Origin of the sequence: Pseudothauera rhizosphaerae (assembly GCF_004801305.1) — a bacterium.
GTDB lineage: Bacteria > Pseudomonadota > Gammaproteobacteria > Burkholderiales > Rhodocyclaceae > Pseudothauera > Pseudothauera rhizosphaerae.
The window spans coordinates 201,025-225,642 of record NZ_SSOD01000007.1; the positions used below are offsets into that span (position 1 = coordinate 201,025).

Here is a 24,618-nt window from a genome sequence, read left to right on the forward strand (position 1 = left end):
CCGCCTCGGGCGGATTATTCCGGCTCTGGGCTGACTACGATTGGTCAGTCCACAAAAAGAGGCCGGAGTTTAGTTCAAGACCTCGTTTTCCGTCAACTGGCTTCCACGTCCTGGTTTTCCGCCGCGGCTTCCTCGGCCGGCGCCCAGGCATGTTCCGCCCCAAGATCCTCGCCGTCGCCCTGTGCCCGGCGGTTGCGGTGGTAGGCCAGGCCGGTGCCCGCCGGGATCAGACGGCCGACGATGACGTTCTCCTTGAGGCCGCGCAGTTCGTCGCGCTTGCCCATGATCGCCGCCTCGGTCAGCACGCGGGTGGTTTCCTGGAAGGACGCCGCGGAGATGAAGGAGTCGGTGGACAGCGAAGCCTTGGTGATGCCCAGCAGCACGTTCTCGTACTGGGCCGGCAGCTTGCCCTCGGCTTCCATGCGGTCGTTTTCGTCCAGCACCTCGGAGCGTTCCACCTGCTCCTCGCGGATGAACTTGGTGTCGCCCGGATCGGTGATGACCACGCGGCGCAGCATCTGGCGCACGATCACCTCGATGTGCTTGTCGTTGATCTTCACGCCCTGCAGGCGATAGACGTCCTGCACTTCGTCGATGATGTAGTGGGCCAGCGCCTCGATGCCCTGCAGGCGCAGGATGTCGTGCGGGTCCGCCGGACCGTCCACGATGGGCTCGCCCTTGTTCACCACCTGGCCGTCGTGCACCATCAGGTGCTTGTCCTTGGGGATCAGGAACTCGTGCACGGTGCCCTCGGGCTCGGTGATCACCAGGCGCTGCTTGCCCTTGGTGTCCTTGCCGAAGGAAACCGTGCCGGTGTATTCGGCCAACAGGCCGGCATCCTTGGGCGAGCGGGCTTCGAACAGTTCCGCCACGCGCGGCAGACCGCCGGTGATGTCGCGGGTCTTCGCCGATTCCTGCGGGATGCGCGCGAGCACGTCGCCCACGCCCACCTGCTGGCCGTCCTTCACGGTGATCAGCGAACCGACCTGGAAGGTGATGGCCACCGCGTGGTCGGTGCCGGCGATCTTCATTTCCTCGCCGGTTTCGTCCAGCAGCTTGACCTGCGGGCGCACGCCCTTGGCCGTGGTCGAGCTCGAGCGGCGCTTGGCGTCGATGACCACCAGCGTGGACAGGCCGGTGACCTCGTCGATCTGCTTGGCGACGGTGACGCCTTCCTCCACGTTCTCGAACTTCACCGTACCGGCGTACTCGGTGATGATCGGGCGGGTGTGGGGGTCCCAGGTCGCCAGTTGCGTGCCGGCCTTGATGGCCTGGCCGTCGTCCACCAGCAGCGTGGCGCCGTAGGGCAGCTTGTGGCGCTCGCGCTCGCGGCCCATGTCGTCGGCCACCACCAGCTCGGCCGAACGGGCGATGACGATCTTCTCGCCCTTGACGTTGGCCACGTAGCGCATGTTGCCGGCGAAGCGGATGGTGCCGGTGGACTTGGCCTCGACGCCGCTCGCCGCGGCGGCACGGGAGGCCGCGCCGCCCACGTGGAAGGTCCGCATGGTGAGCTGGGTGCCCGGCTCGCCGATGGACTGGGCGGCGATCACGCCCACCGCCTCGCCGGCGTTCACCTGGGTGCCGCGACCCAGGTCGCGGCCGTAGCACTTGGCGCACAGGCCGTAGCGGGTTTCGCAGGTGAGCGGGGTGCGTACCTTGACTTCGTCGATGCCCAGGCTTTCGATCAGGTCCACCCGGTCCTCGTCCAGCAGGGTGCCGGCCTCGATCACGGTTTCCTGGGTATCCGGGTTCACCACGTCCTCGGCGGCGACGCGGCCGAGGATGCGCTCGCGCAGCGGCTCGACCACTTCGCCGCCCTCGATCAGCGCCTTCATGTTGAAGCCTTCGCGGGTGCCGCAGTCGTCCTCGATGACAACCAGGTCTTGCGTCACGTCCACCAGGCGGCGGGTCAGGTAGCCGGAGTTCGCGGTCTTCAGCGCCGTGTCGGCCAGACCCTTGCGGGCGCCGTGGGTGGAGATGAAGTACTGCAGGACGTTCAGGCCTTCACGGAAGTTGGTCGTGATCGGCGTCTCGATGATGGAGCCGTCCGGCTTCGCCATCAGGCCGCGCATGCCGGCGAGCTGGCGGATCTGGGCGGCGGAGCCGCGCGCGCCGGAGTCGGCCATCATGTAGATGGAGTTGAAGGATTCCTGCTTGGTCTCCTTGCCCGCGCGGTCCACGACCGCCTCGTGGCCGAGCTGCTCCATCATGGCCTTGGCCACCTGGTCGCCGCAGCGGCCCCAGATGTCCACGACCTTGTTGTAGCGTTCGCCGTCGGTCACCAGACCGGAGGTGTATTGCTGGGCGATCTCCTTGACCTCGGCCTCGGCGGCGCGGATCAGCTCGTCCTTGAGCTTGGGCACCAGCATGTCCTTGACCGCGATGGAGATGCCCGCGCGGGTCGCCAGCGCGTAGCCGAACTGCATCAGCTTGTCGGCGAAGATCACCGTGGCGCGCAGCCCGCAGCGGCGGAAGGAGGCGTTGATGAGGCGGGAGATTTCCTTCTTCTTGAGCGGCTTGTCGATGACGCTGAAGGGCAGCCCCGGCGGCAGGATCTCGGACAGGATGGCGCGGCCCGCGGTGGTGTCGTAGCGGGTGATCTTCTCGCGGTGCTCGCCTTCCGGCGTCACCTCGATTTCCTTCAGGCGCACGGTGACGCGCGCGTGCAGGCTGATCTGCTTGGACTCGTAGGCGCGCTTGATCTCGGACACGTCGGCCATCATCATGCCTTCGCCCGGGGCGTTCACCGCCTCGCGGGTGGCGTAGTACAGGCCCAGCACGATGTCCTGGGACGGCACGATGATGGGCTCGCCGTTGGCGGGCGAGAGCACGTTGTTGGAGGCCAGCATCAGGGTGCGGGCTTCCATCTGCGCTTCCAGGGACAGGGGCACGTGGACGGCCATCTGGTCGCCGTCGAAGTCGGCGTTGAAGGCCACGCACACCAGCGGGTGGAGCTGGATGGCCTTGCCTTCGATCAGCACCGGCTCGAAGGCCTGGATGCCGAGGCGGTGCAGCGTGGGCGCGCGGTTCAGCATCACCGGATGCTCGCGGATGACCTCTTCCAGGATGTCCCACACCACCGGCTCCTGGCCCTCGACCATCTTCTTGGCCTGCTTGATGGTGGTCGCGAGACCCATCAGTTCGAGCTTGTTGAAGATGAAGGGCTTGAACAGTTCCAGCGCCATCAGCTTGGGCAGGCCGCACTGGTGCAGCTTGAGCTGCGGGCCCACCACGATGACCGAGCGGCCGGAGTAGTCCACGCGCTTGCCGAGCAGGTTCTGGCGGAAGCGGCCGCCCTTGCCCTTGATCATGTCGGCCAGGGACTTCAGCGGACGCTTGTTGGCGCCGGTCATGGCCTTGCCGCGGCGGCCGTTGTCGAGCAGCGAATCGACGGCTTCCTGCAGCATGCGCTTTTCGTTGCGCACGATGATCTCGGGCGCCTTCAGTTCCAGCAGGCGCTTGAGGCGGTTGTTGCGGTTGATGACGCGGCGGTACAGGTCGTTCAGGTCGGAGGTGGCGAAGCGGCCGCCGTCCAGCGGCACCAGCGGACGCAGGTCCGGCGGCAGCACCGGCAGCACTTCGAGGATCATCCATTCCGGCTTGATGCCGGACTGCTGGAAGGCCTCCAGCACCTTCAGGCGCTTGGAGAATTTCTTGATCTTGGCTTCGGAGCTGGTGGTTTCCAGCTCGCCGCGCAGCTTCTCGATCTCCAGGTTGACGTTGAGCGACCCGAGCAGGGCACGGATGCCCTCGGCGCCCATCACGGCGTCGAAGTCGTCACCGTACTCCTCGACCTTGGCGAGGTAGTCGTCCTCGGTGAGCAGTTGCGCGCGGTTGAGCGGGGTCATGCCCGGCTCGACCACCACGAAGGCTTCGAAGTACAGCACGCGCTCGATGTCGCGCAGGGTCATGTCCAGCACCATGCCGAGGCGGCTGGGCAGGCTCTTGAGGAACCAGATGTGGGCGACCGGGCTGGCCAGTTCGATGTGGCCCATGCGCTCGCGGCGTACCTTGGACAGGGTCACCTCGACGCCGCACTTCTCGCAGATCACGCCGCGGTGCTTGAGGCGCTTGTACTTGCCGCACAGGCACTCGTAGTCCTTCACCGGGCCGAAGATCTTGGCGCAGAAAAGACCGTCGCGCTCCGGCTTGAAGGTGCGGTAGTTGATGGTTTCGGGTTTCTTGACTTCACCGTAGGACCAGGAACGGACCTTGTCCGGGGAGGCCAGGCCGATGGTGATGGCGTCGAACTCTTCCTCGTTCGGCAGGGTTTGCTTGAACAGATCGGCGAGCAAGCTCTTCATCAATATCTCCAGCGAGGAGTGGGGCCGGGCCGGCGGCAGGAAACGCGCAGCGCCTCCTGCCGCCGGCCCGAGGCCGGATTCTTAGTAGCGGTCCAGGTCGATGTCGATCGCCAGGGAGCGGATTTCCTTCACCAGCACGTTGAAGGATTCCGGCATGCCGGCGTCGATCTTGTGCTCGCCCTTGACGATGTTTTCGTACACCTTGGTCCGGCCGGTCACGTCATCCGACTTGACGGTCAGCATTTCCTGCAGCGTGTAGGCCGCGCCGTAGGCTTCCAGCGCCCACACTTCCATTTCGCCGAAGCGCTGGCCGCCGAACTGCGCCTTGCCGCCCAGCGGCTGCTGGGTGACCAGGGAGTACGGGCCGGTGGAACGCGCGTGCATCTTGTCGTCCACCAGGTGGTGCAGCTTCAGCACGTGCTTGTAGCCCACCGTGACCTTGCGCTCGAAGGCTTCGCCGGTGCGGCCGTCGTACAGGGTGACCTGGCCGCCGACCGGCAGGCCGGCCAGTTCCAGCATCTTGGAGATTTCCTCTTCCTTGGCCCCGTCGAACACCGGCGAGGCAAAAGGCACGCCCTTGGACAGGTTGGTCGCCAGTTCCACGACTTCGCCGTCGTTCAGGGAGGAGATCTCTTCCGGCGTACCGGTTTCGTTATAGATCTGGTCGAGCAGTCCGCGCACTTCGGCGACCGCGGCGTTGGCGCGCAGCATGCGGTCGATCTTCTGCCCCAGGCCCTTGGCAGCCCAGCCCAGGTGGGTTTCGAGAATCTGGCCGATGTTCATCCGCGACGGCACGCCGAGCGGGTTGAGCACGATGTCGACGGGGGTGCCGTCTTCCATGTAGGGCATGTCCTCGACCGGCACGATGCGCGACACCACACCCTTGTTGCCGTGGCGGCCGGCCATCTTGTCGCCGGGCTGCAGGCGGCGCTTGACCGCCAGGTACACCTTGACCATCTTCTGCACGCCCGGGGGCAGTTCGTCGCCCTGGGTGAGCTTCTTCTTCTTGATCTCGAAGGCGGTGTCGAAGTCCTTGCGGGTCTTCTCCAGTCCTTCGCGCACGGCTTCGAGCTGGGCCGCGAGGTCCTCGTTGGCCATGCGGATGTCGAACCAGTGATAGGGTTCGAGCTGGTCCAGGTAGGCGTCGGTGACCGCCGTGCCCTTGGCGAGCTTCTTCGGGCCGCCGTTGGCCTTCTGGCCGACGATCTGACGGCGCAGACGGGCGAAGGCGTCGCGTTCGACGATGCGCATCTGGTCGGCCAGGTCGGTCTTGAAGCTGCGCAGCATGTCGTCGATGATCGACTGGGCACGCTTGTCGCGCTCGATGCCCTCGCGGGTGAACACCTGCACGTCGATGACGGTGCCCACCATGCCGGCGGGCACGCGCAGGGACGTGTCCTTCACGTCGGAAGCCTTCTCGCCGAAGATCGCGCGCAGCAGCTTCTCTTCCGGGGTGAGCTGGGTTTCGCCCTTGGGCGTGACCTTGCCCACCAGCACGTCACCGGCTTCCACCTCGGCGCCGATGTACACGATGCCGGACTCGTCCAGGCGGGAGAGCTGCGCTTCGCCCAGGGAGGCGATGTCGCGGGTGATCTCCTCGGGCCCGAGCTTGGTGTCGCGGGCGACCACGGTCAGTTCCTCGATGTGGATCGAGGTGAAGCGGTCTTCGGCGACCACGCGCTCGGAGAGCAGGATGGAGTCTTCGAAGTTGTAGCCGTTCCACGGCATGAAGGCGACCAGCATGTTCTGGCCCAGGGCCAGTTCGCCCAGGTCGGTGGAGGCGCCGTCGGCCACCACGTCGCCCCTGGCGATCACGTCGCCCACCTTCACCACCGGACGCTGGTTGATGTTGGTGTTCTGGTTGGAACGGGAGTACTTGATCAGGTTGTAGATATCCACGCCCACCTGGCCGGCGACGTTCTCGTCGTCGTTCACCCGCACCACGATGCGGCTGGAATCCACGTAGTCCACCATGCCGCCACGCAGGGCCTGCACTGCGGTGCCGGAGTCGACCGCCACGGTGCGCTCGATGCCGGTGCCGACCAGCGGCTTTTCCGGGCGCAGGCAGGGCACGGCCTGGCGCTGCATGTTGGCGCCCATCAGCGCGCGGTTGGCGTCGTCGTGTTCCAGGAAGGGAATCAGCGAGGCCGCGACCGACACGATCTGGCCCGGCGCCACGTCCATGTACTGCACCTGGTCCGCGGTCGCCAGCATGAATTCGCCCTTGTGGCGGCAGGAAACGAGATCGCCGGCGAGCGAGCCGTCCTCGGCGATGTCGGCGTTGGCCTGCGCGATCACGTACTGGCCTTCCTCGATCGCCGACAGGAAGTCGATCTGGTCGCTCACCTTGCCATCGACCACCTTGCGGTACGGCGTCTCCAGGAAGCCGTGGCGGTTGGTGCGGGCATACACCGCGAGCGAGTTGATCAGGCCGATGTTCGGGCCTTCCGGCGTCTCGATCGGGCACACGCGGCCGTAGTGGGTCGGGTGCACGTCGCGCACCTCGAAGCCGGCGCGCTCGCGCGTCAGACCGCCCGGGCCGAGCGCGGAGACGCGGCGCTTGTGGGTGATCTCGGACAGCGGGTTGGTCTGGTCCATGAACTGCGAGAGCTGGCTGGAGCCGAAGAACTCCTTGATCGCGGCCGAGATGGGCTTGGCGTTGATCAGGTCATGGGGCATCAGGTTGTCGGATTCGGCCTGGGACAGGCGCTCCTTGACGGCACGCTCGACGCGCACCAGGCCGGCGCGGAACTGGTTTTCCGCCAGTTCGCCCACCGAGCGCACGCGGCGGTTGCCCAGGTGGTCGATGTCGTCGATCTCACCGCGGCCGTTGCGCAGCTCGACCAGCACGCCGATCACCGCGAGGATGTCGTCGTTGGCGAGCACGCCCTGGCCTTCCTCGCCACGCGCGCCGACCTTCTCGTAGAAACGCTTGAGCCAGCCCGGCGCCTTGTCGTCGATCTTCTCCGGATAGGCGCGGCGGTTGAACTTCATACGGCCGACCGTGGACAGGTCGTAACGCTCCTCGGCGTAGAACAGGCCCTGGAACAGCGCTTCCACCGCGTCCTCGGTGGGCGGCTCGCCCGGACGCATCATGCGGTAGATGGCGACCTTGGCGGCCCACTGGTCGGCGGTCTCGTCGATGCGCAGCGTGGAGGAGATGTAGGCGCCGCGGTCCAGGTCGTTCACGTACAGGGTCTGGATGTCGCTCACGCCGGCTTCGCGCAGCTTGGCCAGCAGCTCCTCGGTGATCTCGTCGTTGGCACGCGCGACCAGCTCGCCGGTCTCGCCGTCCACCACGTCACGCGCCAGGATGCGGCCGAGCAGGAAGTCTTCGGGCACGGCCATCCGGGTGACGCCGGCCTGGTCGAGCTCACGGATGTGCTTGGCGGTGATGCGCTTGTCGCGGGCGACGATCAGCTTGCCGTCCGGCGTGGTGAGGTCGAAGCGCGCCACTTCACCGCGCAGGCGGTCGGGCACCAGGGTGAACTGGATGGTCTCGCCGGACAGGTGGAAGTCGTCGAAGTCATGGAAGGTCGCGAGGATTTCTTCCGGGCTCATGCCGATGGCACGCAGCAGGATGGTCACCGGCATCTTGCGGCGACGGTCCACGCGGAAGTACAGGTAGTCCTTCGGATCAAACTCGAAGTCCAGCCAGGAGCCGCGGTAGGGGATGATGCGCGCGGAGAACAGCAGCTTGCCCGAGGAGTGGGTCTTGCCGCGGTCGTGCTCGAAGAACACGCCCGGCGAACGGTGCAACTGGGAGACGATGACCCGCTCGGTGCCGTTGATGACGAAGGAGCCGGTGGTGGTCATGAGCGGAATCTCGCCCATGTACACTTCCTGCTCCTTCACCTCCTTGATGGTTTCCTTGGGCGCGTCGCGATCCATGATCACCAGGCGCACGCGGGCGCGCAGCGGCGAGGCGAAGGTGAGGCCACGCTGCTGGCACTCCTTCACGTCGAACGCCGGCTCGCCCAGCATGTACTGGACGAATTCGAGGCGTGCGTTGCCACTATGGCTGGCGATCGGGAAGATCGACGTGAACGCGGCCTGCAGGCCCTGATTCACGCGGGCTTCCGGTGGCGTGTCGGCCTGCAGGAAGGCCGCGAACGACTCGATCTGGGTGGCGAGCAGGAAAGGCACTTCCAGCACGGCTTTGCGCTTGGCGAAGCTCTTGCGGATGCGCTTCTTTTCGGTGTAGGAATACGCCATGGATGCTCCGGGTAGAGGTCAGACGTCGGACAAACAAAAGACAGAAGACAGCGCCCCGCTCGGAACGTTCGCCGCCGGCCAACAGGCCGGGACGCTGTATTCTGGCTTCCTGCGAGCAGAAAGCACGAAAGGGCCGGCGCTCATACGAGCACCAGCCCCCAGGAAAGGCCGAGGGATTACTTGATCTCGACCTTGGCGCCGGCGTCTTCCAGTTGCTTCTTCAGCGCGTCGGCGTCGGCCTTGGAGATGCCTTCCTTCACGGCCTTCGGCGCACCGTCGACCACGTCCTTGGCTTCCTTCAGGCCCAGGCCGGTGGCGGCACGCACGACCTTGATGACTTCGACCTTCTTCTCGCCGGCAGCGGCCAGGATCACGTCGAACTCGGTCTTCTCTTCGGCGGCCGGCGCGGCGGCGGCGCCGGCACCCGGCGCGGCCACGGCCAGCGCGGCGGCGGACACGCCGAACTTCTCTTCGAACGCCTTGACCAGCTCGTTCAGTTCGATCACGGTCAGATTGGCGACGGCTTCGATGATGTCTTCTTTGCTGATTGCCATTTCAAATCACTCCAAAATCCAAATTTTTCAGAAAACCGTAGTGCGTGTCGCTCAGGCAGCCGCGCCTTCTTCCTCGCGCTTCTTGGCCAGCGCGGCCAGCACGCCGGCGAAGCCGGAGAGCGGCGCCTGCATGACGCCCAGCAGCTTGGCGAGCAGTTCCTCGCGGCTCGGGATCGACGCGAGCTCCTGCACGGCGCCCTTGTCGAGCACTCGGCCCGCGTAGGAACCGGCCTTCAGCACCAGCTTGTCGTTGCCCTTGGCGAAATCGTTGAGCACCTTGGCGGCGGCAACGGGATCGGCCGAAATGCCGTAGATCAGCGGACCGGCCAGTTGGTCGGCCAGCCCGGCGAACGGGGTATCGGCGATCGCGCGGCGCACCAGGGTATTCTTCAGCACACGCAGGTACACGCCAGATTCGCGGGCCTTGGCACGCAGCACGGTGAGATCGCCCACCGCAATGCCGCGATACTCGGCCACCGCGATGGTCTGGGCGCTGGCTACCTGTGCCGACACCTCTGCCACGACGGCTTTCTTGTCATCGAGATTGAGACCCACGGGTCTTTCCTCCTTTCAAGTCCACACGCGAACCGCCAACGGCGATTCGCACCCACGGCGACCTGGATCAGGAGTGCGGCCAACAAAGGCCAAATCCTGTTCTGGGCTCACCGTCTGCGCAGGCCGCCCGGGAGGCACTTAAGCGCGGGGATCAACCCGCACACCTGCGGTCTTTGACGATCCGCCCCGGCGCGGGTGCACCGGGACGGCCCAAAGTTCTTTGTGCCGCCTATGCTCAGGCGGCGGTAACGCTGGCCGGCTCGACGCGCACGCCGGCACCCATGGTGCTCGACAGCGCGATCTTGCGCAGATACACACCCTTGGAGGCGGCGGGCTTGGCCTTCACCAGCGCGTCCACCAGCGCGTTGAAGTTCTGCTGCAGCGCTTCCTCCGGGAACGAGGCGCGGCCGATGGTGGCGTGCACGATGCCCGCCTTGTCGGTGCGGTACTGGACCTGGCCAGCCTTGGCATTCTTGACCGCGGTGGCCACGTCCATGGTGACGGTGCCGACCTTCGGGTTCGGCATCAGGCCGCGCGGACCGAGGATCTGGCCCAGCTGGCCGACCACGCGCATGGCATCCGGCGTGGCGATGCACACGTCGAAGTCTAGGTTGCCGGCCTTGACCTGCTCGGCGAGGTCGTCGAAGCCGACTACGTCCGCGCCGGCGGCACGGGCGGCCTCGGCCTTGTCGCCCTGGGCGAACACGGCCACGCGCACGCTCTTGCCGGTGCCGGCGGGCAGCACCACGGAACCGCGCACCACCTGGTCGGACTTGCGCGCATCGACGCCGAGATTCACGGACACGTCGATGGATTCGTCGAACTTGGCGGTGGCCAGGCTCTTGACCAGAGTCAGCGCTTCGGTGACGGGATAGGTACGGTTGCGGTCAACCTTGGCACGCAGGGCCTGAACGCGCTTGGAAAGCTTGGCCATGATCAGAGACCCTCCACGGTGATGCCCATGCTGCGCGCGGAGCCGGCGATGGTGCGCACCGCGGCTTCCAGGTCGGCAGCAGTCAGATCCTTCAGCTTGGTCTTGGCGATTTCCTCGGCCTGGGCGCGGGTGATCGAGCCGACCTTGTCGGTATGCGGCTTCGCGGAACCCTTCTGCACCTTCGCCGCCTTCTTGATCAGCACCGAGGCCGGCGGGGTCTTCATGATGAAGGTGAAGCTCTTGTCGGCGTAAGCCGTGATCACCACGGGGATCGGCAGGCCCGGCTCCAGACTCTGGGTCTGGGCGTTGAAGGCCTTGCAGAATTCCATGATGTTCAGGCCGCGCTGGCCGAGCGCGGGGCCGATCGGGGGGCTGGGGTTGGCCTTGCCGGCCGGCACCTGCAGCTTGACGTAGCCGGTGATTTTCTTTGCCATCTAGGCATGCTCCTGTCGTGAGTGCAAACGCGCCGGTCGCGCCGACGCTCCTCGTTGCGCCCGTCGCGGGACGGGCAGATGCAGTGGACGCGCCCGCGCCCGCCGCCTCGCGCTCAGGTCTTCTCGACCTGGGCGAAATCCAGTTCCACCGGGGTGGCGCGACCGAAGATGGTCACCGACACCCGCAGCTTGCTCTTCTCGTAATTCACGTCTTCCACGCTGCCGTGGAAATCGGTGAACGGACCTTCCTTGACGCGCACCACCTCGCCCGTCTCGAACAGCACCTTGGGACGGGGCTTCTCCACCCCTTCCTGCATCTGGTGCATGATCTTGTCGACTTCCTTGTCGGAGATCGGCGTCGGCTTGGTGGCCGTGCCGCCGACGAAGCCGGTGACCTTGGGCGTCGACTTGACCAGGTGCCAGGTCTCGTCGTTCATCTCCATCTCCACCAGCACGTAGCCGGGGAAGAACTTGCGTTCGGAGATGCTCTTCTGGCCGCCCTTCATCTCGACCACTTCCTCGACGGGCACCAGGATCTGGCCGAACAGGTCCTGCATGCCGGCGCGATTGATGCGGTCCACGAGGGCCCGCTGCACGGACTTCTCGAATCCGGAATAGGCGTGTACCACGTACCAGCGCTTCGTCATGATCACTTCCAGCCCAGGACCAGGTCGTACAGCACCCACTCCAGGCTCTTGTCGGTCAGCCACAGAAAGATCGCGATGACGACCACGAAGGCGAACACGATGCCGGTCGTCTGCACCGTTTCCTTACGCGTCGGCCAGACCACTTTCTTGGTCTCGACCACCGCCTCGCGGGCGAAATCGACGAAGCGCCGGCCGGGCTCGGACAGCACGGCCACGCCCACGCCGGCACCCACACCCACCAGCACCGACAGCACGCGCACCACGAGGGGCTGCTCGGCCAGCAGGTAGAAGCCGGCCACGCCGGCTGCAAGCAGGGCGAGAGCCAGCGCGAACTTCAACTTATCGGCCATCGACGTTATCTGTATCCGAAATGTATGGCAGGGGCAGAGGGAATCGAACCCCCAACCTTCGGTTTTGGAGACCGACGCTCTGCCAGTTGAGCTATACCCCTGCAGCAGAGACTACTGAGCGCCCCGCGGGCGGGGCGCTCGTTTTTATCGGGCAATCCGGTCAGGAATTACTCGATGATTTTAGCGACGACGCCGGCGCCGACGGTGCGGCCACCTTCGCGGATCGCGAAGCGCAGGCCTTCTTCCATGGCGATCGGCGCGATCAGCTTGACCGTGATCGACACGTTGTCACCCGGCATCACCATCTCGGTGCCTTCCGGCAGCGCGATGGAGCCGGTCACGTCCGTGGTGCGGAAGTAGAACTGCGGGCGGTAGTTGTTGAAGAACGGGGTGTGACGGCCGCCTTCGTCCTTGCTCAGCACGTACACTTCGCCGGTGAAGTGGGTGTGCGGGGTGATGGAGCCGGGCTTGGCCAGCACTTGGCCGCGTTCGACTTCTTCACGCTTGGTGCCGCGCAGCAGTACGCCGACGTTGTCGCCCGCCTGGCCTTGGTCGAGCAGCTTGCGGAACATTTCGACGCCGGTGCAGGTGGTCTTGACGGTGGGCTTGATGCCGACGATTTCGATTTCTTCGCCGACTTTGACGATGCCGCGTTCGACACGGCCGGTCACCACGGTGCCGCGGCCGGAGATGGAGAACACGTCTTCGATCGGCAGCAGGAAGGGTTTGTCGATGGCCCGTTCCGGGGTGGGGATGTAGCTGTCGAGCGCTTCGGCCAGTCGCAGGATGGCCGGCTCACCGATGTCGGACTGGTCGCCTTCGAGGGCCTTGAGCGCCGAGCCCTTGACGATGGGGATGTCGTCGCCGGGGAATTCGTACTTGGAGAGCAGTTCGCGCACTTCCATTTCGACGAGTTCGAGCAGTTCTTCGTCGTCGACCATGTCGCACTTGTTCAGGAAGACGATGATGTAGGGCACGCCGACCTGACGGGCGAGCAGGATGTGTTCGCGGGTCTGCGGCATGGGGCCGTCCGCGGCCGAACACACCAGGATGGCGCCGTCCATCTGCGCAGCACCCGTGATCATGTTCTTCACGTAGTCGGCGTGGCCCGGGCAGTCCACGTGCGCGTAGTGGCGCGTGGCGGTTTCGTATTCGACGTGCGCGGTGTTGATGGTGATGCCGCGCGCCTTTTCTTCCGGCGCCGCGTCGATCTGGTCGTAGGCCTTCGCCTCCCCACCGAACTTCTTCGACAGGATCGTGGTGATCGCCGCCGTCAGCGTCGTCTTGCCATGGTCAACGTGGCCGATCGTGCCTACGTTTACGTGCGGCTTGGTCCGCTCGAACTTACCCTTCGCCATGTCGAAACCTCTTGAATGTCAGTATCAGGAATCAGGAAACCTTCAACATCCAGGACGGAGAAGAGGGAATGGTGCCCATGACGTGGATTGAACACGTGGCCTCTCCCTTACCAAGGGAGTGCTCTACCACTGAGCTACATGGGCACTGCCAAAACACCTGCTGCTCTCACAACCTGGAGCGGGTGAAGGGAATCGAACCCTCGTCATAAGCTTGGAAGGCTTCTGCTCTACCATTGAGCTACACCCGCGCACAACGTAGACGACCCGCACTCACCACATGCACCAGACTTCTCGTCACACCAGAAAAACCTGGCGCATTTCAGCTACTGGTGGAGGGGGAAGGATTCGAACCTTCGAAGGCTGAGCCGGCAGATTTACAGTCTGCTCCCGTTGACCGCTTGGGTACCCCTCCAAGCGAGAAGCGCCGCACTATAGTGGGTAAGCGCGTGGCTGTCAAACACTTTTGCCCTCATGCGTCCGATCTCCGGCAGGGCATTTCGGCCCCGCCCGGCGCATCCCGCCCGTAGGCTTGCGACACCTTCTTTTTTAGCAGACGAACGGAGCCCCGGCGCAAGGAATGCGTGCGTTCCAGCGAGTTGGGACGATAATGCCGCGTTCGATCCGCCCGTCCCCCGGAGCCCATTCCATGAACGCCCCCAGCCGCCCCGTCCGCCGCCCGCTGCCGCAGCGCCTGATCGACACCCTGGCGGCCGGTTTCGGCACGCGCTTCACCACCGCAGAGGCGGTGCGTGCCCACCACGGCCACGACGAATCGCACTTTCCGGATGCCCTGCCCGACGCGGTCGTGTTCCCCCACGGCACCGAGGAAGTCGCGGCCATCGTCGCCGCCTGCCGCGAGCACGGCGTGCCGGTCATCCCCTACGGCGTCGGCAGTTCGCTGGAGGGCCACATCCTGGCGATTCATGGCGGCGTCAGCGTGGACTTCTCCGAGATGAACAAGGTGCTCGCGGTGCACACCGAGGACATGGACGCCGTGGTCCAGCCCGGCGTCACGCGCAAGCAGCTCAATGCCGAACTGCGCGGCACCGGGCTGTTCTTCCCCCTCGACCCGGGCGCGGACGCCTCCCTCGGCGGCATGGCCGCCACCCGCGCCTCGGGCACCAACGCGGTGCGCTACGGCACGATGCGGGAGAACGTCCTCGGCCTGACCGCGGTGCTGGCGGATGGCCGGGTGATCCGCAGCGGCGGGCGGGCGCGCAAGTCCTCCAGCGGCTACGACCTCACCCGCCTGCTGGTGGGTTCCGAAGGCACGCTGGGGCTGATCACCGAACTCATCGTGCGCCTGCATCCGCTGCCCGAGGCGCTGTCGGCCGCCACCTGCACCTTCCCGGACGTGGATGCCGCGGTGCGCACCGTGATCCAGACCATACAGCTTGGCGTGCCGGTGGCGCGCATCGAGCTGCTGGACGCGCTGACCGTCACCGCCATCAACCGCTACAGCAAGACCACGCTGCGGGAGGCCCCCATGCTGTTCTTCGAGTTCCACGGCTCGCCGGCCGGCGTCGAGGAGCAGGCCGCCACGGTGCAGGACATCGCCCGCGAGCACGGCGGCCTGGACTTCGAATGGGCCACCCGCCCCGAGGAGCGCAGCCGGCTGTGGCAGGCCCGCCACGACACCTACTTCGCCTGCCTCAACCTGAAACCCGGCTGCCGCGGCGTCACCACCGACGTGTGCGTGCCCATCTCGCGCCTGGCGGAGGCGATCGCCGGAACCCGCGAGGACATCGCCGCCAGCGGGCTGGTCGCCCCCATCGTCGGCCACGTGGGCGATGGCAACTTCCACACGGTGATCCTGGTGAACCCCGACGACGAGGCCGAGATCGAACGCGCCGAGGCGCTCAACCGGCGCATCGTCGAGCGCGCCCTGGCGCTGGACGGCACCTGCACCGGCGAGCACGGCATCGGCATCGGCAAGCAGGACTTCCTGCTCGCCGAGCACGGCGCAGCGGCGGTGGACGCCATGCGCCTGATCAAGCGGGCGCTGGACCCGGACAACCTGCTCAACCCCGGCAAGGTCGTGCCCGGGTTCTGACGCCCGCGCAAACACGGGCCGAACGCCCGGGACATTAGGGTATCCAAGGATTGAAGCCGCTGGCCCACCCCGGCTAGGCTGCTCCGGCATCACCACTGCGAACGTGCCCACAAGGCACGCAAGCGGTACGCACAGAACACGAATCTTGTGGAAGGAGACTCCCTATGGCGGAAGCCGATCCGCGCGCCGGCAGCGCGCCCGTTCCCCGTTCCCCCAGCCTGGAAGACAAGTACACCACCGTCTCGGGCCGGGTCTATCTCACCGGCTACCAGGCGCTGGCGCGCCTGCTGATGATCCAGAAGGAGCGCGATGCCGCGGCGGGACTCGACACCGCCGGCTTCGTCTCCGGCTACCGGGGCTCGCCCCTGGGCGGCCTGGACCAGACCCTGTGGAAGGCGAAGCAGCACCTCGCCACCCACGACATCGTGTTCCAGCCGGGCGTGAACGAAGACCTCGCCGCCACCGCGGTGTGGGGTACCCAGCAGGTCAATCTTTCCCCCCAAGCCAAGTACGACGGCGTGTTCGCCATGTGGTACGGCAAGGGGCCAGGCGTGGACCGCAGCGGCGACGTGTTCCGCCACGCCAACGCGGCCGGCACGTCGAAATTCGGCGGCGTGCTGGTCATCGCTGGCGACGACCATGCAGCCAAGTCCTCGACCCTGCCCCACCAGACCGACCACTTCTTCAAGGCGGTGATGATGCCGGTGCTGGCCCCGGCCGGCGTGCAGGAATACATCGACTACGGCGTGCACGGCTATGCCCTGTCGCGCTACTCGGGCTGCTGGGTGGCCTTCAAGGCGCTGGCGGACACGGTGGAGACCTCCGCTTCGGTGGACATCGACCCGCAGCGCGTGCAGGTGGTCATCCCCACCGATTTCGCGCTGCCGCCCGACGGCCTCAACATCCGCTGGCCCGACCCGCCCCTGGTGCAGGAAAAACGCCTGCTGCACTACAAGCTGTATGCGGCGCTTGCCTACGCCCGCGCCAACGGACTCAACCGCATCGTCATCGATTCGCCCGCGCCGCGGCTGGGCATCATCACCTGCGGCAAGAGCTATCTGGACGTGCGCCAGGCCTTCGACGATCTGGGCATCGACGACGAGCTCGCCGCCGAGATCGGCATCCGCCTGTACAAGGTGGGCATGGTGTGGCCGCTGGAATCCGACGGCGTGCGCCACTTCGCCGAGGGGCTGGACGAGATACTGGTGATCGAGGAAAAGCGCCAGTTGCTCGAATACCAATTGAAGGAAGAGCTCTACAACTGGCGCGAAGACGTGCGCCCGCGCGTGGTCGGGAAATTCGACGAAAAGGGCGAATGGGCGCGCATCGCCCACGCCGACGGCACCACCGACCACGGCGACTGGCTGCTCCCGGCGGCCGGTGAGCTGACTCCGGCGATGATCGCCCGCGTCATCGCCGCGCGCATCGGCCGCTTCTTCACCTCGGAGTGCATCGAAGCGCGGCTCGCCTTCCTGGAGGCCAAGGAGAAGGCGCTGGAGACCCGCGTGTTCAAGATCGACCGCGTGCCCACCTTCTGTTCCGGCTGTCCCCACAACACCTCCACCCACGTGCCGGAGGGCAGCCGGGCGCTGGCCGGCATCGGCTGCCACTACATGGTGACCTGGATGCCCGAGCGGCACACCGGCACCTTCACCCAGATGGGCGGCGAAGGCGTGCCCTGGGTGGGCCAGGCGCCCTTCACCCACGAGAAGCACATCTTCGCCAACCTGGGCGACGGCACCTACTTCCACTCCGGCCTGCTGGCGATCCGCCAGGCGGTGGCGGCGAAGGTCAACATCACCTACAAGATCCTCTACAACGACGCGGTGGCCATGACCGGCGGCCAGCCCCACGACGGCGAACTGACCGTGCCGAAGATCGTCGCCCAGTTGCGGGCCGAGGGCGTCAACAACATCGTCGTGGCCACCGACGGCACCCCGCGCGCCTGGGGACCGGCGGACCTGCCCCACGGCGTGCCGGTGCGCCACCGGGACGAGTTGGACCGCGTCCAGCGCGAACTGCGCGAGACCGAGGGCGTCTCCGCGCTGATCTACGACCAGACCTGCGCCGCCGAGAAGCGCCGGCGCAGGAAGCGCGGCACCTTCCCCGACCCGGCGCGGCGCGTGTTCATCAACGAGGCGGTGTGCGAAGGCTGCGGCGACTGCGGCGTGGCCAGCAACTGCATGTCCATCCTGCCGGTGGAGACGGAGTTCGGCCGCAAGCGGCAGATCGACCAGTCCTCGTGCAACAAGGACTACTCCTGCCTCAAGGGCTTCTGCCCCAGCTTCATCACCATCGAGGGCGGCACCCTGCGCAAGGGCAAGGCCCTGGCCGCCGACGAATCACACTTCGCCGACCTGCCCGAACCGGCGCTGCCGGACACCGCGCAGCCGTTCGGCATCATGGTCACCGGCGTGGGCGGCACCGGCGTGGTCACCATCGGCGCGCTGATCGGCATGGGCGCACATCTGGACGGCAAGGGCGTGACCGTGCTGGACATGACCGGGCTGGCCCAGAAGGGCGGCTCCGTGTTCAGCCACATCCGCCTTGCCGACCGGCCCGAGGACCTGCACGCGGTGCGCATCGCCGCCGGCGAGGCCGATGCGGTGATCGGCGGCGACGTGATCGTCTCGGCCAGCGTGGAGGCGCTCGCCAAGATGGCCGCCGGCCATACCCGCGCGGTGATCAATTGCGCCGAGACGCCGACCTCCGAGTTCGCCCTGAACCCGGACTGGCAGTTCCCGCTCGCGCGCATGCAGGCGGCAATCCGCGACGCCGTCAGCGACGCCGGCGCGGACTTCCTCGACGCCCAGCAGCTCGCCACCACGCTGATGGGCGACGCCATCGCCACCAACCTGTTCCTGCTCGGCTACGCCTGGCAGAAGGGCATGGTGCCGGTGTCCCACGGCGCGCTGATGCAGGCCATCGAACTGAACGGCACGGCGGTGGAGATGAACCGCAAGGCCTTCCTGTGGGGCCGGCGCGCGGCGCACGACCTGGACGCGGTGCTGCGCTACGCCCGCCCGGCCGAGGTGGTGCCGATCCGCGCCCGTGGCCTGGACGAGACCCTCCGCGTGCGCGAGGAAGCCCTCGCCGCCTACCAGGACGCGGCCTACGCCGCCCGCTACCGGGCGCTGGTGGACAAGGTGCGCGCCGCCGAAACCCGCGTGGCGGGCGAGCAATCGATCCGGCTCACCGAGGCGGTGGCGCGCAATTACTACAAGCTGCTGGCCTACAAGGACGAGTACGAGGTGGCGCGGCTCTACACCGACCCGGCGTTCTGGGACAAGGTGCACGCCACTTTCGACGGCGACTACGAGGTGCGCTTCCACCTCGCCCCGCCGCTGCTCGCCCGCCCCGACCCCAACACCGGCCGCATCGCCAAGCAGACCTACGGCCCGCGCATGCTGAAGCTGTTCCGCCTGCTCGCACGGCTCAAGGGCCTGCGCGGCACGCGCTGGGACGTGTTCGGCTACAGCGCCGAGCGGCGTGCCGAACGCGCGCTGATCGCGCAGTACGAGCAGGACCTGGCCGAAATGCTGGAATCGCTCTCCTTCCTGCGCCTGCCGCTGGCGGTGGACATCGCCGCGCTGCCGGACGGCATCCGTGGCTTCGGCCACGTCAAGGCGCACAACATGGCGCAGGCGGCCGCCCGGCGCGACCAACTGCTGGCCCGCTGGCGCAGCGCGGAGTCGCCCCCACGGCCTGCGGAGGCGCGCGCCGTGGCCTGATCGGGCTATGATCCGGGCCTTCCCCCACGGAAAGCCCGGACCCGTCCATGCCCCCTGCCCTGAAAGCCCTGCTCACCCAGTGCGGCGGCTGGGCGCTCGCCTGGCTGGCCGCGCGCAGCGGCCTGCTGCCGGCCGGGCTGTGGGTGCTGGTGGCGGCGCAGGCGGTGGGTGCCATGACCGTCGCGGTGGCGCTGCGCAGCGCGCGCTGGTGGCTGCCCATCCATCTGGGCTTCACGCCGCTGGTCGTGCTCGCCCGCGGCCTGGATCTCCATCCGGGCTGGTACCTGGGTGCCTTCCTGGCACTGGTGGCGGTGTACTGGACCAGCTTCCGCACCCAGGTGCCGCTCTACCTCAGCAACCAGCCCACGGTGGCCGAGTTCGCCCGCCTGCTGCCGGCAGGCAGACCATTGCAGGTGCTCGACCTGGGCAGCGGCACCGGCACGCTGCTGCGCCCCCTCGCCCGCCTGCGCCCCGACTGCCGCTTCACCGGCATCGAGGCCGCGCCGGCGCCCCATGTGCTGGCCCGCCTGCTGGCCGGCCGCCAGCCCAACCTCGTGCTGCACCGCGGCGATTTCTTCGCCGAGTCTTGGTCCGCCTACGACGTGGTGTATGCTTTTCTTTCGCCCGTGCCGATGGCCATGGTGTGGCAGAAGGCCTGCCGGGAACTGCGTGCGGACGCCTTGCTGGTCAGCAACAGCTTCCCGGTACCGGGGGTCGAACCGGCCTTCGTGGTGGACGTCGCGGACCGGCGCAGGACGCGGCTGTACGCCTACCGCCCGGTGCAGGCTGCGGGTCAGGCGCGGAATTGAGCCGCATTAGCGCCGTTTATTCGCCTCTAGTCCACCCCCTCCCGTGCCGATAATGACATCGTGCGGCCGGGAGGCTGCGAGTCAGGGAATGGAGTCATGGCTGAGATCATCTGCATCATTGGCAACAAGGGCGGCACCGGAAAGACCACCTTGTCGCACATGCTCTGCCAGGGGCTGGGGCTGCTCGGGCACCGGTCGGCCTGCGTGCTGACCGACACCTCGCGCGAACCGCTCGCCCCGGAAGGGCGGCGCTACATCACTGCCGACGCGCGCACCCGCGACGCGCTCACCAAGGTCGTGGACAAACTGCGCACGCTGGACAACTGGCTGGGCGTGATCGACGGCGGCGGCAACCGCACCGAGATGGACCGCAAGCTGTATGCCCTGTCGGACATCGTGCTGCTGCCCTTCCGCGAATCCCACGAGGACATCCGCACCGTGCTGCGCGACCTGGAGATGTTCCCGCGCGCCTACGCGGTACCCACCCAGTGGCCGGCCAATGCTTGGCAGCGCGACGCCGCCGACCGCAGCGTGGCGCTGCTGATGGGCGCCTACCGCCACCGCATCCTGAAGCCGGTGGGCGCTCTGTCGGCCTCCAAGCTGCTGCTGCAGAAACAGGTGCCCGACCAGTTGCCCACTCCGCTGGCCAACGCCTGCCGCGCGTTCGCGCGCCAGGTGCTGCAGGTGCTGGAAATCGGCGCCGGCGACGGCAGCGAACCGATCGCGGACGACGAGGACGAGACGGTACACATTCCGCCCGCCGAAATGCCGCTGCGCTTGAGCCAGGCCCAGCGCCGCTGAAGCTGCGCGTCCAGTCGTGACGACGCCCCGTCCGCCTGTGGCGCACGGGGCGTTTCCGTTTCCCGCGGCAGCTTACAGCCGCGTGCCGTGGCGCGAGATGACGACCAGCGCCTGGGCGCGGTTGCTGACCTTGAGGGCGCGGAAGATGGCCGACATGTGCACCTTCACGGTGCCTTCCGACAGGCCCAGCAGGTCGGCGATCTCGCGGTTGGTCTTGCCCTGGGAGAGCAGTTCCATGACCCGCGTCTGCGCCGGGGTGAGGCCGAAGCGCTCGTTGACCGGCGCCGCGGCGCGCTTGGCGGCGGCGTGATTGACGTCCGGCAGGTAAACCCCGCCGTCGAGCACGGTGCGCACCGCCTCGCACAGGGTTTCGCCGGAACTGGCCTTGGACACGAAACCCGAGGCCCCGCCCTTGATCGCGCGCCGCACCGAGGACGCATCGTCCATGGCCGACACGACGATGGCCGGCACGTCGGGAAAGCGCTTGGCGAGCACGCCGAGCAGGGAGAAGCCGTTCATGTCCGGCAGCATCAGGTCGACCACGACCAGATCCCAGTCGCCGTCGCCCTCCAGCCTGGCCAGCGCCTCGTCGGCACAGCTCGCTTCCACACAAGTCATGTCCGGCGCCAGCCGGGACAAGGTTTGCGCCAGCGCCTCGCGCACCAGCGCATGGTCTTCCACAATGAGGATCTTCGTCACCATCAGCTCCAAAGTTCCGGTCGGCACGATCGTCCGATGCGTGAAGCATAGCACGCGCCCCGGCTTTCATAACCTCTTCGCACACCCGCCCCGATGCGTCCCGCAGCGGCTCCCTCCCCGACCGGGAACACCCATGCTTGCAAATACAGACAGACCCGTTGACATCCCCTCTATCTAGGGCGCGCAAAGTTGGCGACAATCCCACCTCCGCTTGCACAACGCATAGCGAACGGGGCGGCCTCGCAGGGTCGCCCGCCTGCTCCCGGATCGCAACACCCACGACCCGATGCCCAGTCCGTTTCGACTCCTCACCGCGCTGCTGACCGCACTCGCGCTCCACCCCGCCGGCGCGGCGCATGCGGATGCGCCGGTGCTGCTGGTGCTCGGCGACGTGGGCGAGGCCCACGAGGAGACGGCCGAGGCGATACGGCAGGCCCTGCCGCGCGGCACCGAAGTCGACCAGATCGGCTGGAGCGCGGTCGCCGGCAGCCACCTGCGCGGACGGCGCGTGGTGGTCACCGTGGGCGGGCGCGCCGCCCAGGCGGTGGCGGCCGCGGCCCCGCCCGTCCCGGTGCTCCACACCCTGCTCACGCGGACGAGTTTCGCCCGCCTGCCGGCAGCGAGCCGCACCGGGGCCGAGGTGTCGGCGGTCTTCCTCGATCAGCCGGCGCAGCGGCAGGTGGCGCTGATCCGCCTCGCCCTGCCGGACGCCCGCCGCCTCGCGCTGCTGGCGGGTCCGGCGAGCCGCGAGCTGGTGGACGAACTGGCCGAGGCGGGGCGCACCTTCCGTTTCGAGCCCATCCAGGCCCGCGTCGATACCGAGCAAGACCTGTTCGTCGCGCTGCAACAGGTATTCAGCGAACCCGCCGTGCTGACCGCCACGCCCGATCCGGCGGTCTTCAACAGCTATACGGTGCAGAACGTGCTGCTCACCGCCTACCGCCACCGCTCGCCGGTGATCGGCTTCTCGCCCGCCTATGCGCGCGCCGGCGCGCTGCTGGCGCTGTACTCGACCCCCGCCCAGATCGGCTCCCAGGCCGGCGACGCCGTCGCCGGCGTGCTGCGCGGCGGACGGCTGCCGCTGCCGGCCGCACCGCGGGAATTCGAGATCAGCGTCAACAGCAACGTCGCGCGTTCGCTGGGCATCGAGCTGGACAGCGCCGAGGGACTCACCGCCCGGTTGATGAAACAGGAGCAGGGACGATGAAGATCAACCTGGGCGTACGGGCGCGGGTCGTGCTGGCCGCCCTGCTGCCGGTGCTGGCGCTTGCCGTCGTGCTGACCGTGTTCTACACCAGCTCGCGCCTGGCCGACATGGACGAGGCCCACGCCGCGCGCGGGCGGGCGCTGGCCCGCCAACTCGCCGCGGCGAGCGAGTACGCGGCCTTCGCCGGCAACCGGCAAACCCTGCAGCAACTCGCCAACGCGGTGCTGGCCGAAAGCGACGTGATCGCGGTCAGCATCGTGGACCCGACCGACCGGGTGCTGGCCCGCAGCATCCGCCCCCCGGGACGGCCGACCGACGCCGCCGGCCACGATCTGCTGCGCGTGGTGCAGCCGATCGAGCCGAGCAACGTGATGCTGGACGACGCCTTCGGCCCCGAGTCCGGCGTGGTGGCATCACACCGCTCGCCGCTCGGCACGGTGGTGGTGGAACTCTCGCGTGAGCGCCTCAAGGCGCAGCGCAACGAACTCCTGGAGGCTGCGGCGCTCTCCGTGCTGTTCGTGCTGATCGGCAGCCTGCTGCTCGCCACCTGGCTGTCGCGCGGGGTGAGCGGCCCGATCCGCACCGTGGCGGGCGCCGTGGCGCGCATCGGCCAGGGGCGCCTGAGCGAACGCGTACCCGACATGGGCGGCGGCAGCCTGAAGCTGCTCTCCGACGGGGTCAACGAGATGGCCTTCCGCCTCCAGGAAATGCACGACAACATGGCGCGGCGCATCATGGAGGCCACCGCCGAACTGCGCGCCCGCAAGGACGAAGCCGAGCAGGCCAACCTCGCCAAGTCGCGCTTCCTGGCTGCCGCCAGCCACGACCTGCGCCAGCCCATGCACGCGCTGGGCCTGTTCATCACCGAACTCGCCCAGCTCTCCCACGCTCCCGAGGCGCGCCACCTGGTGCAGAAGATCGCCACCGCGGCCGAGGCGGTGGAGAACCTGCTCGACAGCCTGCTCGACATCTCCAAGCTCGACGCCGGCGTGCTGCATCCGAACGTGTGCGCCTTCCCGCTGCAGCCCATCTTCGACCGCATCGCCGCCGAACAGCGCACCGCCGCCGCCGAAAAGGACCTGCGCCTGCGGGTGCGCCCCACCGCGGCGTGGGCGCTCAGCGATCCGGTGCTGTTCGAGCGCGTGCTGACCAACCTCGCCAGCAACGCCATCCGCTACACCCAGCACGGCAGCGTGATGATCGCCTGCCGGCGGCGCGGCGGGCAGTTGCGCGTGGAAGTGCGCGACTCCGGCATCGGCATCGGCCCGGACGAACAGGAGATCATCTTTCAGGAGTTCGTCCAGCTCGACAATCCGGAACGCGCGCGCGACAAGGGGCTGGGCCTCGGCCTGGCCATCGTGCGGCGCCTGACCGACCTGCTCGGCCATCGCCTGACGCTGCGCTCGGCCCGCGGCGCCGGCTCGGTGTTCGCGCTCGAACTACCCGCCGCGGTGCCCGACCACGAACGCCCCGGCGCCGTCGTCGAACGATCGCCGGGCGACCTGCGCGGATGGCGCATCGCACTGGTGGAGGACGACCCGCTGGCGCGCGCCGGCATGCAGGGCCTGCTCACCACCTGGGGCTGCGACGTGAGCGCGGCCGCCGACCTGGACGAACTGCTGGCCGCGCACGCGCCGGACGACCCGCCGCCCCAACTGCTGATCAGCGACTACCGCCTGCACGGCCCGGCCGACGGCGTCGAGGTCATCGGCCAGTTGCGCGCACACTGGAAAGAGGATATCCCCGCCGTGCTGATCAGCGGCGACACCGGCGCCGACACGCTGAAGGCCGCCCAGGCCAGCGGCATCCCCCTGCTGCACAAGCCGGTGCGCCCCGCCCGCCTGCGGGCACTGCTGCACCGCCTGCACGGCGGGCACTGAGCAGGCGGCATGCGGCCGGCGTGTGCGGCGGCCCGGGCATCGGTTAAGATGAAATCGTCACGCGCAGGGCCGCAGTCCCGCGCA

At 67.5% G+C, this 24,618-nt stretch carries 16 protein-coding genes and 4 tRNA genes; 6 read left to right on the forward strand and 14 right to left on the reverse strand.

Features of this window, described 5'->3' with window-relative positions; genetic code table 11:
* Window positions 1–92 precede the first annotated feature (92 nt).
* The 13 genes from rpoC to E6O51_RS11090 form a co-directional block, all read right to left on the reverse strand.
* Complete coding sequence (gene rpoC, locus E6O51_RS11030; protein WP_136385043.1) at window positions 93–4,307, reverse strand: DNA-directed RNA polymerase subunit beta'; 4,215 nt, start codon at window positions 4,305–4,307, stop codon at window positions 93–95.
* Window positions 4,308–4,388: 81 nt separating this feature from the next.
* Window positions 4,389–8,522, reverse strand: coding sequence for a DNA-directed RNA polymerase subunit beta (gene rpoB / locus E6O51_RS11035; RefSeq protein WP_136385044.1), 4,134 nt, complete (start codon window positions 8,520–8,522; stop codon window positions 4,389–4,391).
* A 176-nt stretch (window positions 8,523–8,698) separates the two neighbouring features.
* The gene (gene rplL, locus E6O51_RS11040; RefSeq protein WP_136385045.1) at window positions 8,699–9,076 is read right to left on the reverse strand and encodes a 50S ribosomal protein L7/L12; all 378 of its coding nucleotides are present in this window, start codon (window positions 9,074–9,076) and stop codon (window positions 8,699–8,701) included.
* A 51-nt stretch (window positions 9,077–9,127) separates the two neighbouring features.
* The gene (gene rplJ, locus E6O51_RS11045) at window positions 9,128–9,631 is read right to left on the reverse strand and encodes a 50S ribosomal protein L10 (protein WP_136385046.1); all 504 of its coding nucleotides are present in this window, start codon (window positions 9,629–9,631) and stop codon (window positions 9,128–9,130) included.
* Between the two features lie 235 nt (window positions 9,632–9,866).
* Window positions 9,867–10,565, reverse strand: a complete 699-nt coding sequence (rplA, locus tag E6O51_RS11050) for a 50S ribosomal protein L1 (RefSeq protein ID WP_136385047.1) — start codon at window positions 10,563–10,565, stop codon at window positions 9,867–9,869.
* A 2-nt stretch (window positions 10,566–10,567) separates the two neighbouring features.
* Window positions 10,568–10,999, reverse strand: a complete 432-nt coding sequence (gene rplK, locus E6O51_RS11055; RefSeq protein ID WP_136385048.1) for a 50S ribosomal protein L11 — start codon at window positions 10,997–10,999, stop codon at window positions 10,568–10,570.
* Window positions 11,000–11,112: 113 nt separating this feature from the next.
* Window positions 11,113–11,646 (reverse strand): transcription termination/antitermination protein NusG, encoded by a 534-nt coding sequence (nusG, locus tag E6O51_RS11060; protein WP_136385049.1) that lies wholly within the window; start codon window positions 11,644–11,646, stop codon window positions 11,113–11,115.
* Between the two features lie 2 nt (window positions 11,647–11,648).
* Complete coding sequence (secE, locus tag E6O51_RS11065; RefSeq protein WP_136385050.1) at window positions 11,649–11,996, reverse strand: preprotein translocase subunit SecE; 348 nt, start codon at window positions 11,994–11,996, stop codon at window positions 11,649–11,651.
* 25 nt (window positions 11,997–12,021) lie between these two features.
* A tRNA-Trp gene (locus tag E6O51_RS11070) sits at window positions 12,022–12,097 on the reverse strand.
* A gap of 66 nt (window positions 12,098–12,163) precedes the next feature.
* Window positions 12,164–13,354, reverse strand: a complete 1,191-nt coding sequence (tuf, locus tag E6O51_RS11075) for an elongation factor Tu (RefSeq protein WP_136385040.1) — start codon at window positions 13,352–13,354, stop codon at window positions 12,164–12,166.
* 69 nt (window positions 13,355–13,423) lie between these two features.
* Window positions 13,424–13,498, reverse strand: a tRNA-Thr gene (locus E6O51_RS11080).
* A gap of 30 nt (window positions 13,499–13,528) precedes the next feature.
* Window positions 13,529–13,602, reverse strand: a tRNA-Gly gene (locus tag E6O51_RS11085).
* A gap of 79 nt (window positions 13,603–13,681) precedes the next feature.
* Window positions 13,682–13,766 (reverse strand) — tRNA-Tyr (locus E6O51_RS11090).
* Between the two features lie 234 nt (window positions 13,767–14,000).
* Here E6O51_RS11090 and E6O51_RS11095 point away from each other — a divergent pair.
* The 4 genes from E6O51_RS11095 to E6O51_RS11110 all read left to right on the forward strand — a co-directional run bounded on the left by E6O51_RS11095 (window position 14,001) and on the right by E6O51_RS11110 (window position 20,748).
* Entirely contained in the window at window positions 14,001–15,407 is a 1,407-nt protein-coding gene (locus E6O51_RS11095; protein WP_136385051.1) for an FAD-binding oxidoreductase, read from the forward strand.
* Between the two features lie 164 nt (window positions 15,408–15,571).
* A complete protein-coding gene (locus E6O51_RS11100; RefSeq protein WP_136385052.1) occupies window positions 15,572–19,138 on the forward strand; it encodes an indolepyruvate ferredoxin oxidoreductase family protein in 3,567 nt (1,188 codons plus the stop codon).
* A 47-nt stretch (window positions 19,139–19,185) separates the two neighbouring features.
* Window positions 19,186–19,947: a class I SAM-dependent methyltransferase gene (locus E6O51_RS11105; RefSeq protein WP_136385053.1), complete on the forward strand. Its 762-nt coding sequence runs from the start codon at window positions 19,186–19,188 to the stop codon at window positions 19,945–19,947.
* A 96-nt stretch (window positions 19,948–20,043) separates the two neighbouring features.
* A complete protein-coding gene (locus E6O51_RS11110) occupies window positions 20,044–20,748 on the forward strand; it encodes a ParA family protein (protein WP_136385054.1) in 705 nt (234 codons plus the stop codon).
* A 72-nt stretch (window positions 20,749–20,820) separates the two neighbouring features.
* Here E6O51_RS11110 and E6O51_RS11115 read toward each other — a convergent pair whose 3' ends face one another.
* Window positions 20,821–21,447 (reverse strand): response regulator transcription factor, encoded by a 627-nt coding sequence (locus tag E6O51_RS11115; RefSeq protein ID WP_136385079.1) that lies wholly within the window; start codon window positions 21,445–21,447, stop codon window positions 20,821–20,823.
* Window positions 21,448–21,733: 286 nt separating this feature from the next.
* On the opposite strand from E6O51_RS11115, the gene E6O51_RS11120 reads away from it, so the two are divergent.
* Window positions 21,734–22,654, forward strand: coding sequence for an ABC transporter substrate-binding protein (locus tag E6O51_RS11120; protein ID WP_136385055.1), 921 nt, complete (start codon window positions 21,734–21,736; stop codon window positions 22,652–22,654).
* Window positions 22,651–24,534: an ATP-binding response regulator gene (locus E6O51_RS11125; RefSeq protein WP_136385056.1), complete on the forward strand. Its 1,884-nt coding sequence runs from the start codon at window positions 22,651–22,653 to the stop codon at window positions 24,532–24,534. Before E6O51_RS11120 ends, E6O51_RS11125 begins: the two co-directional genes overlap by 4 nt.
* The last annotated feature ends 84 nt before the right edge of the window (window positions 24,535–24,618 follow it).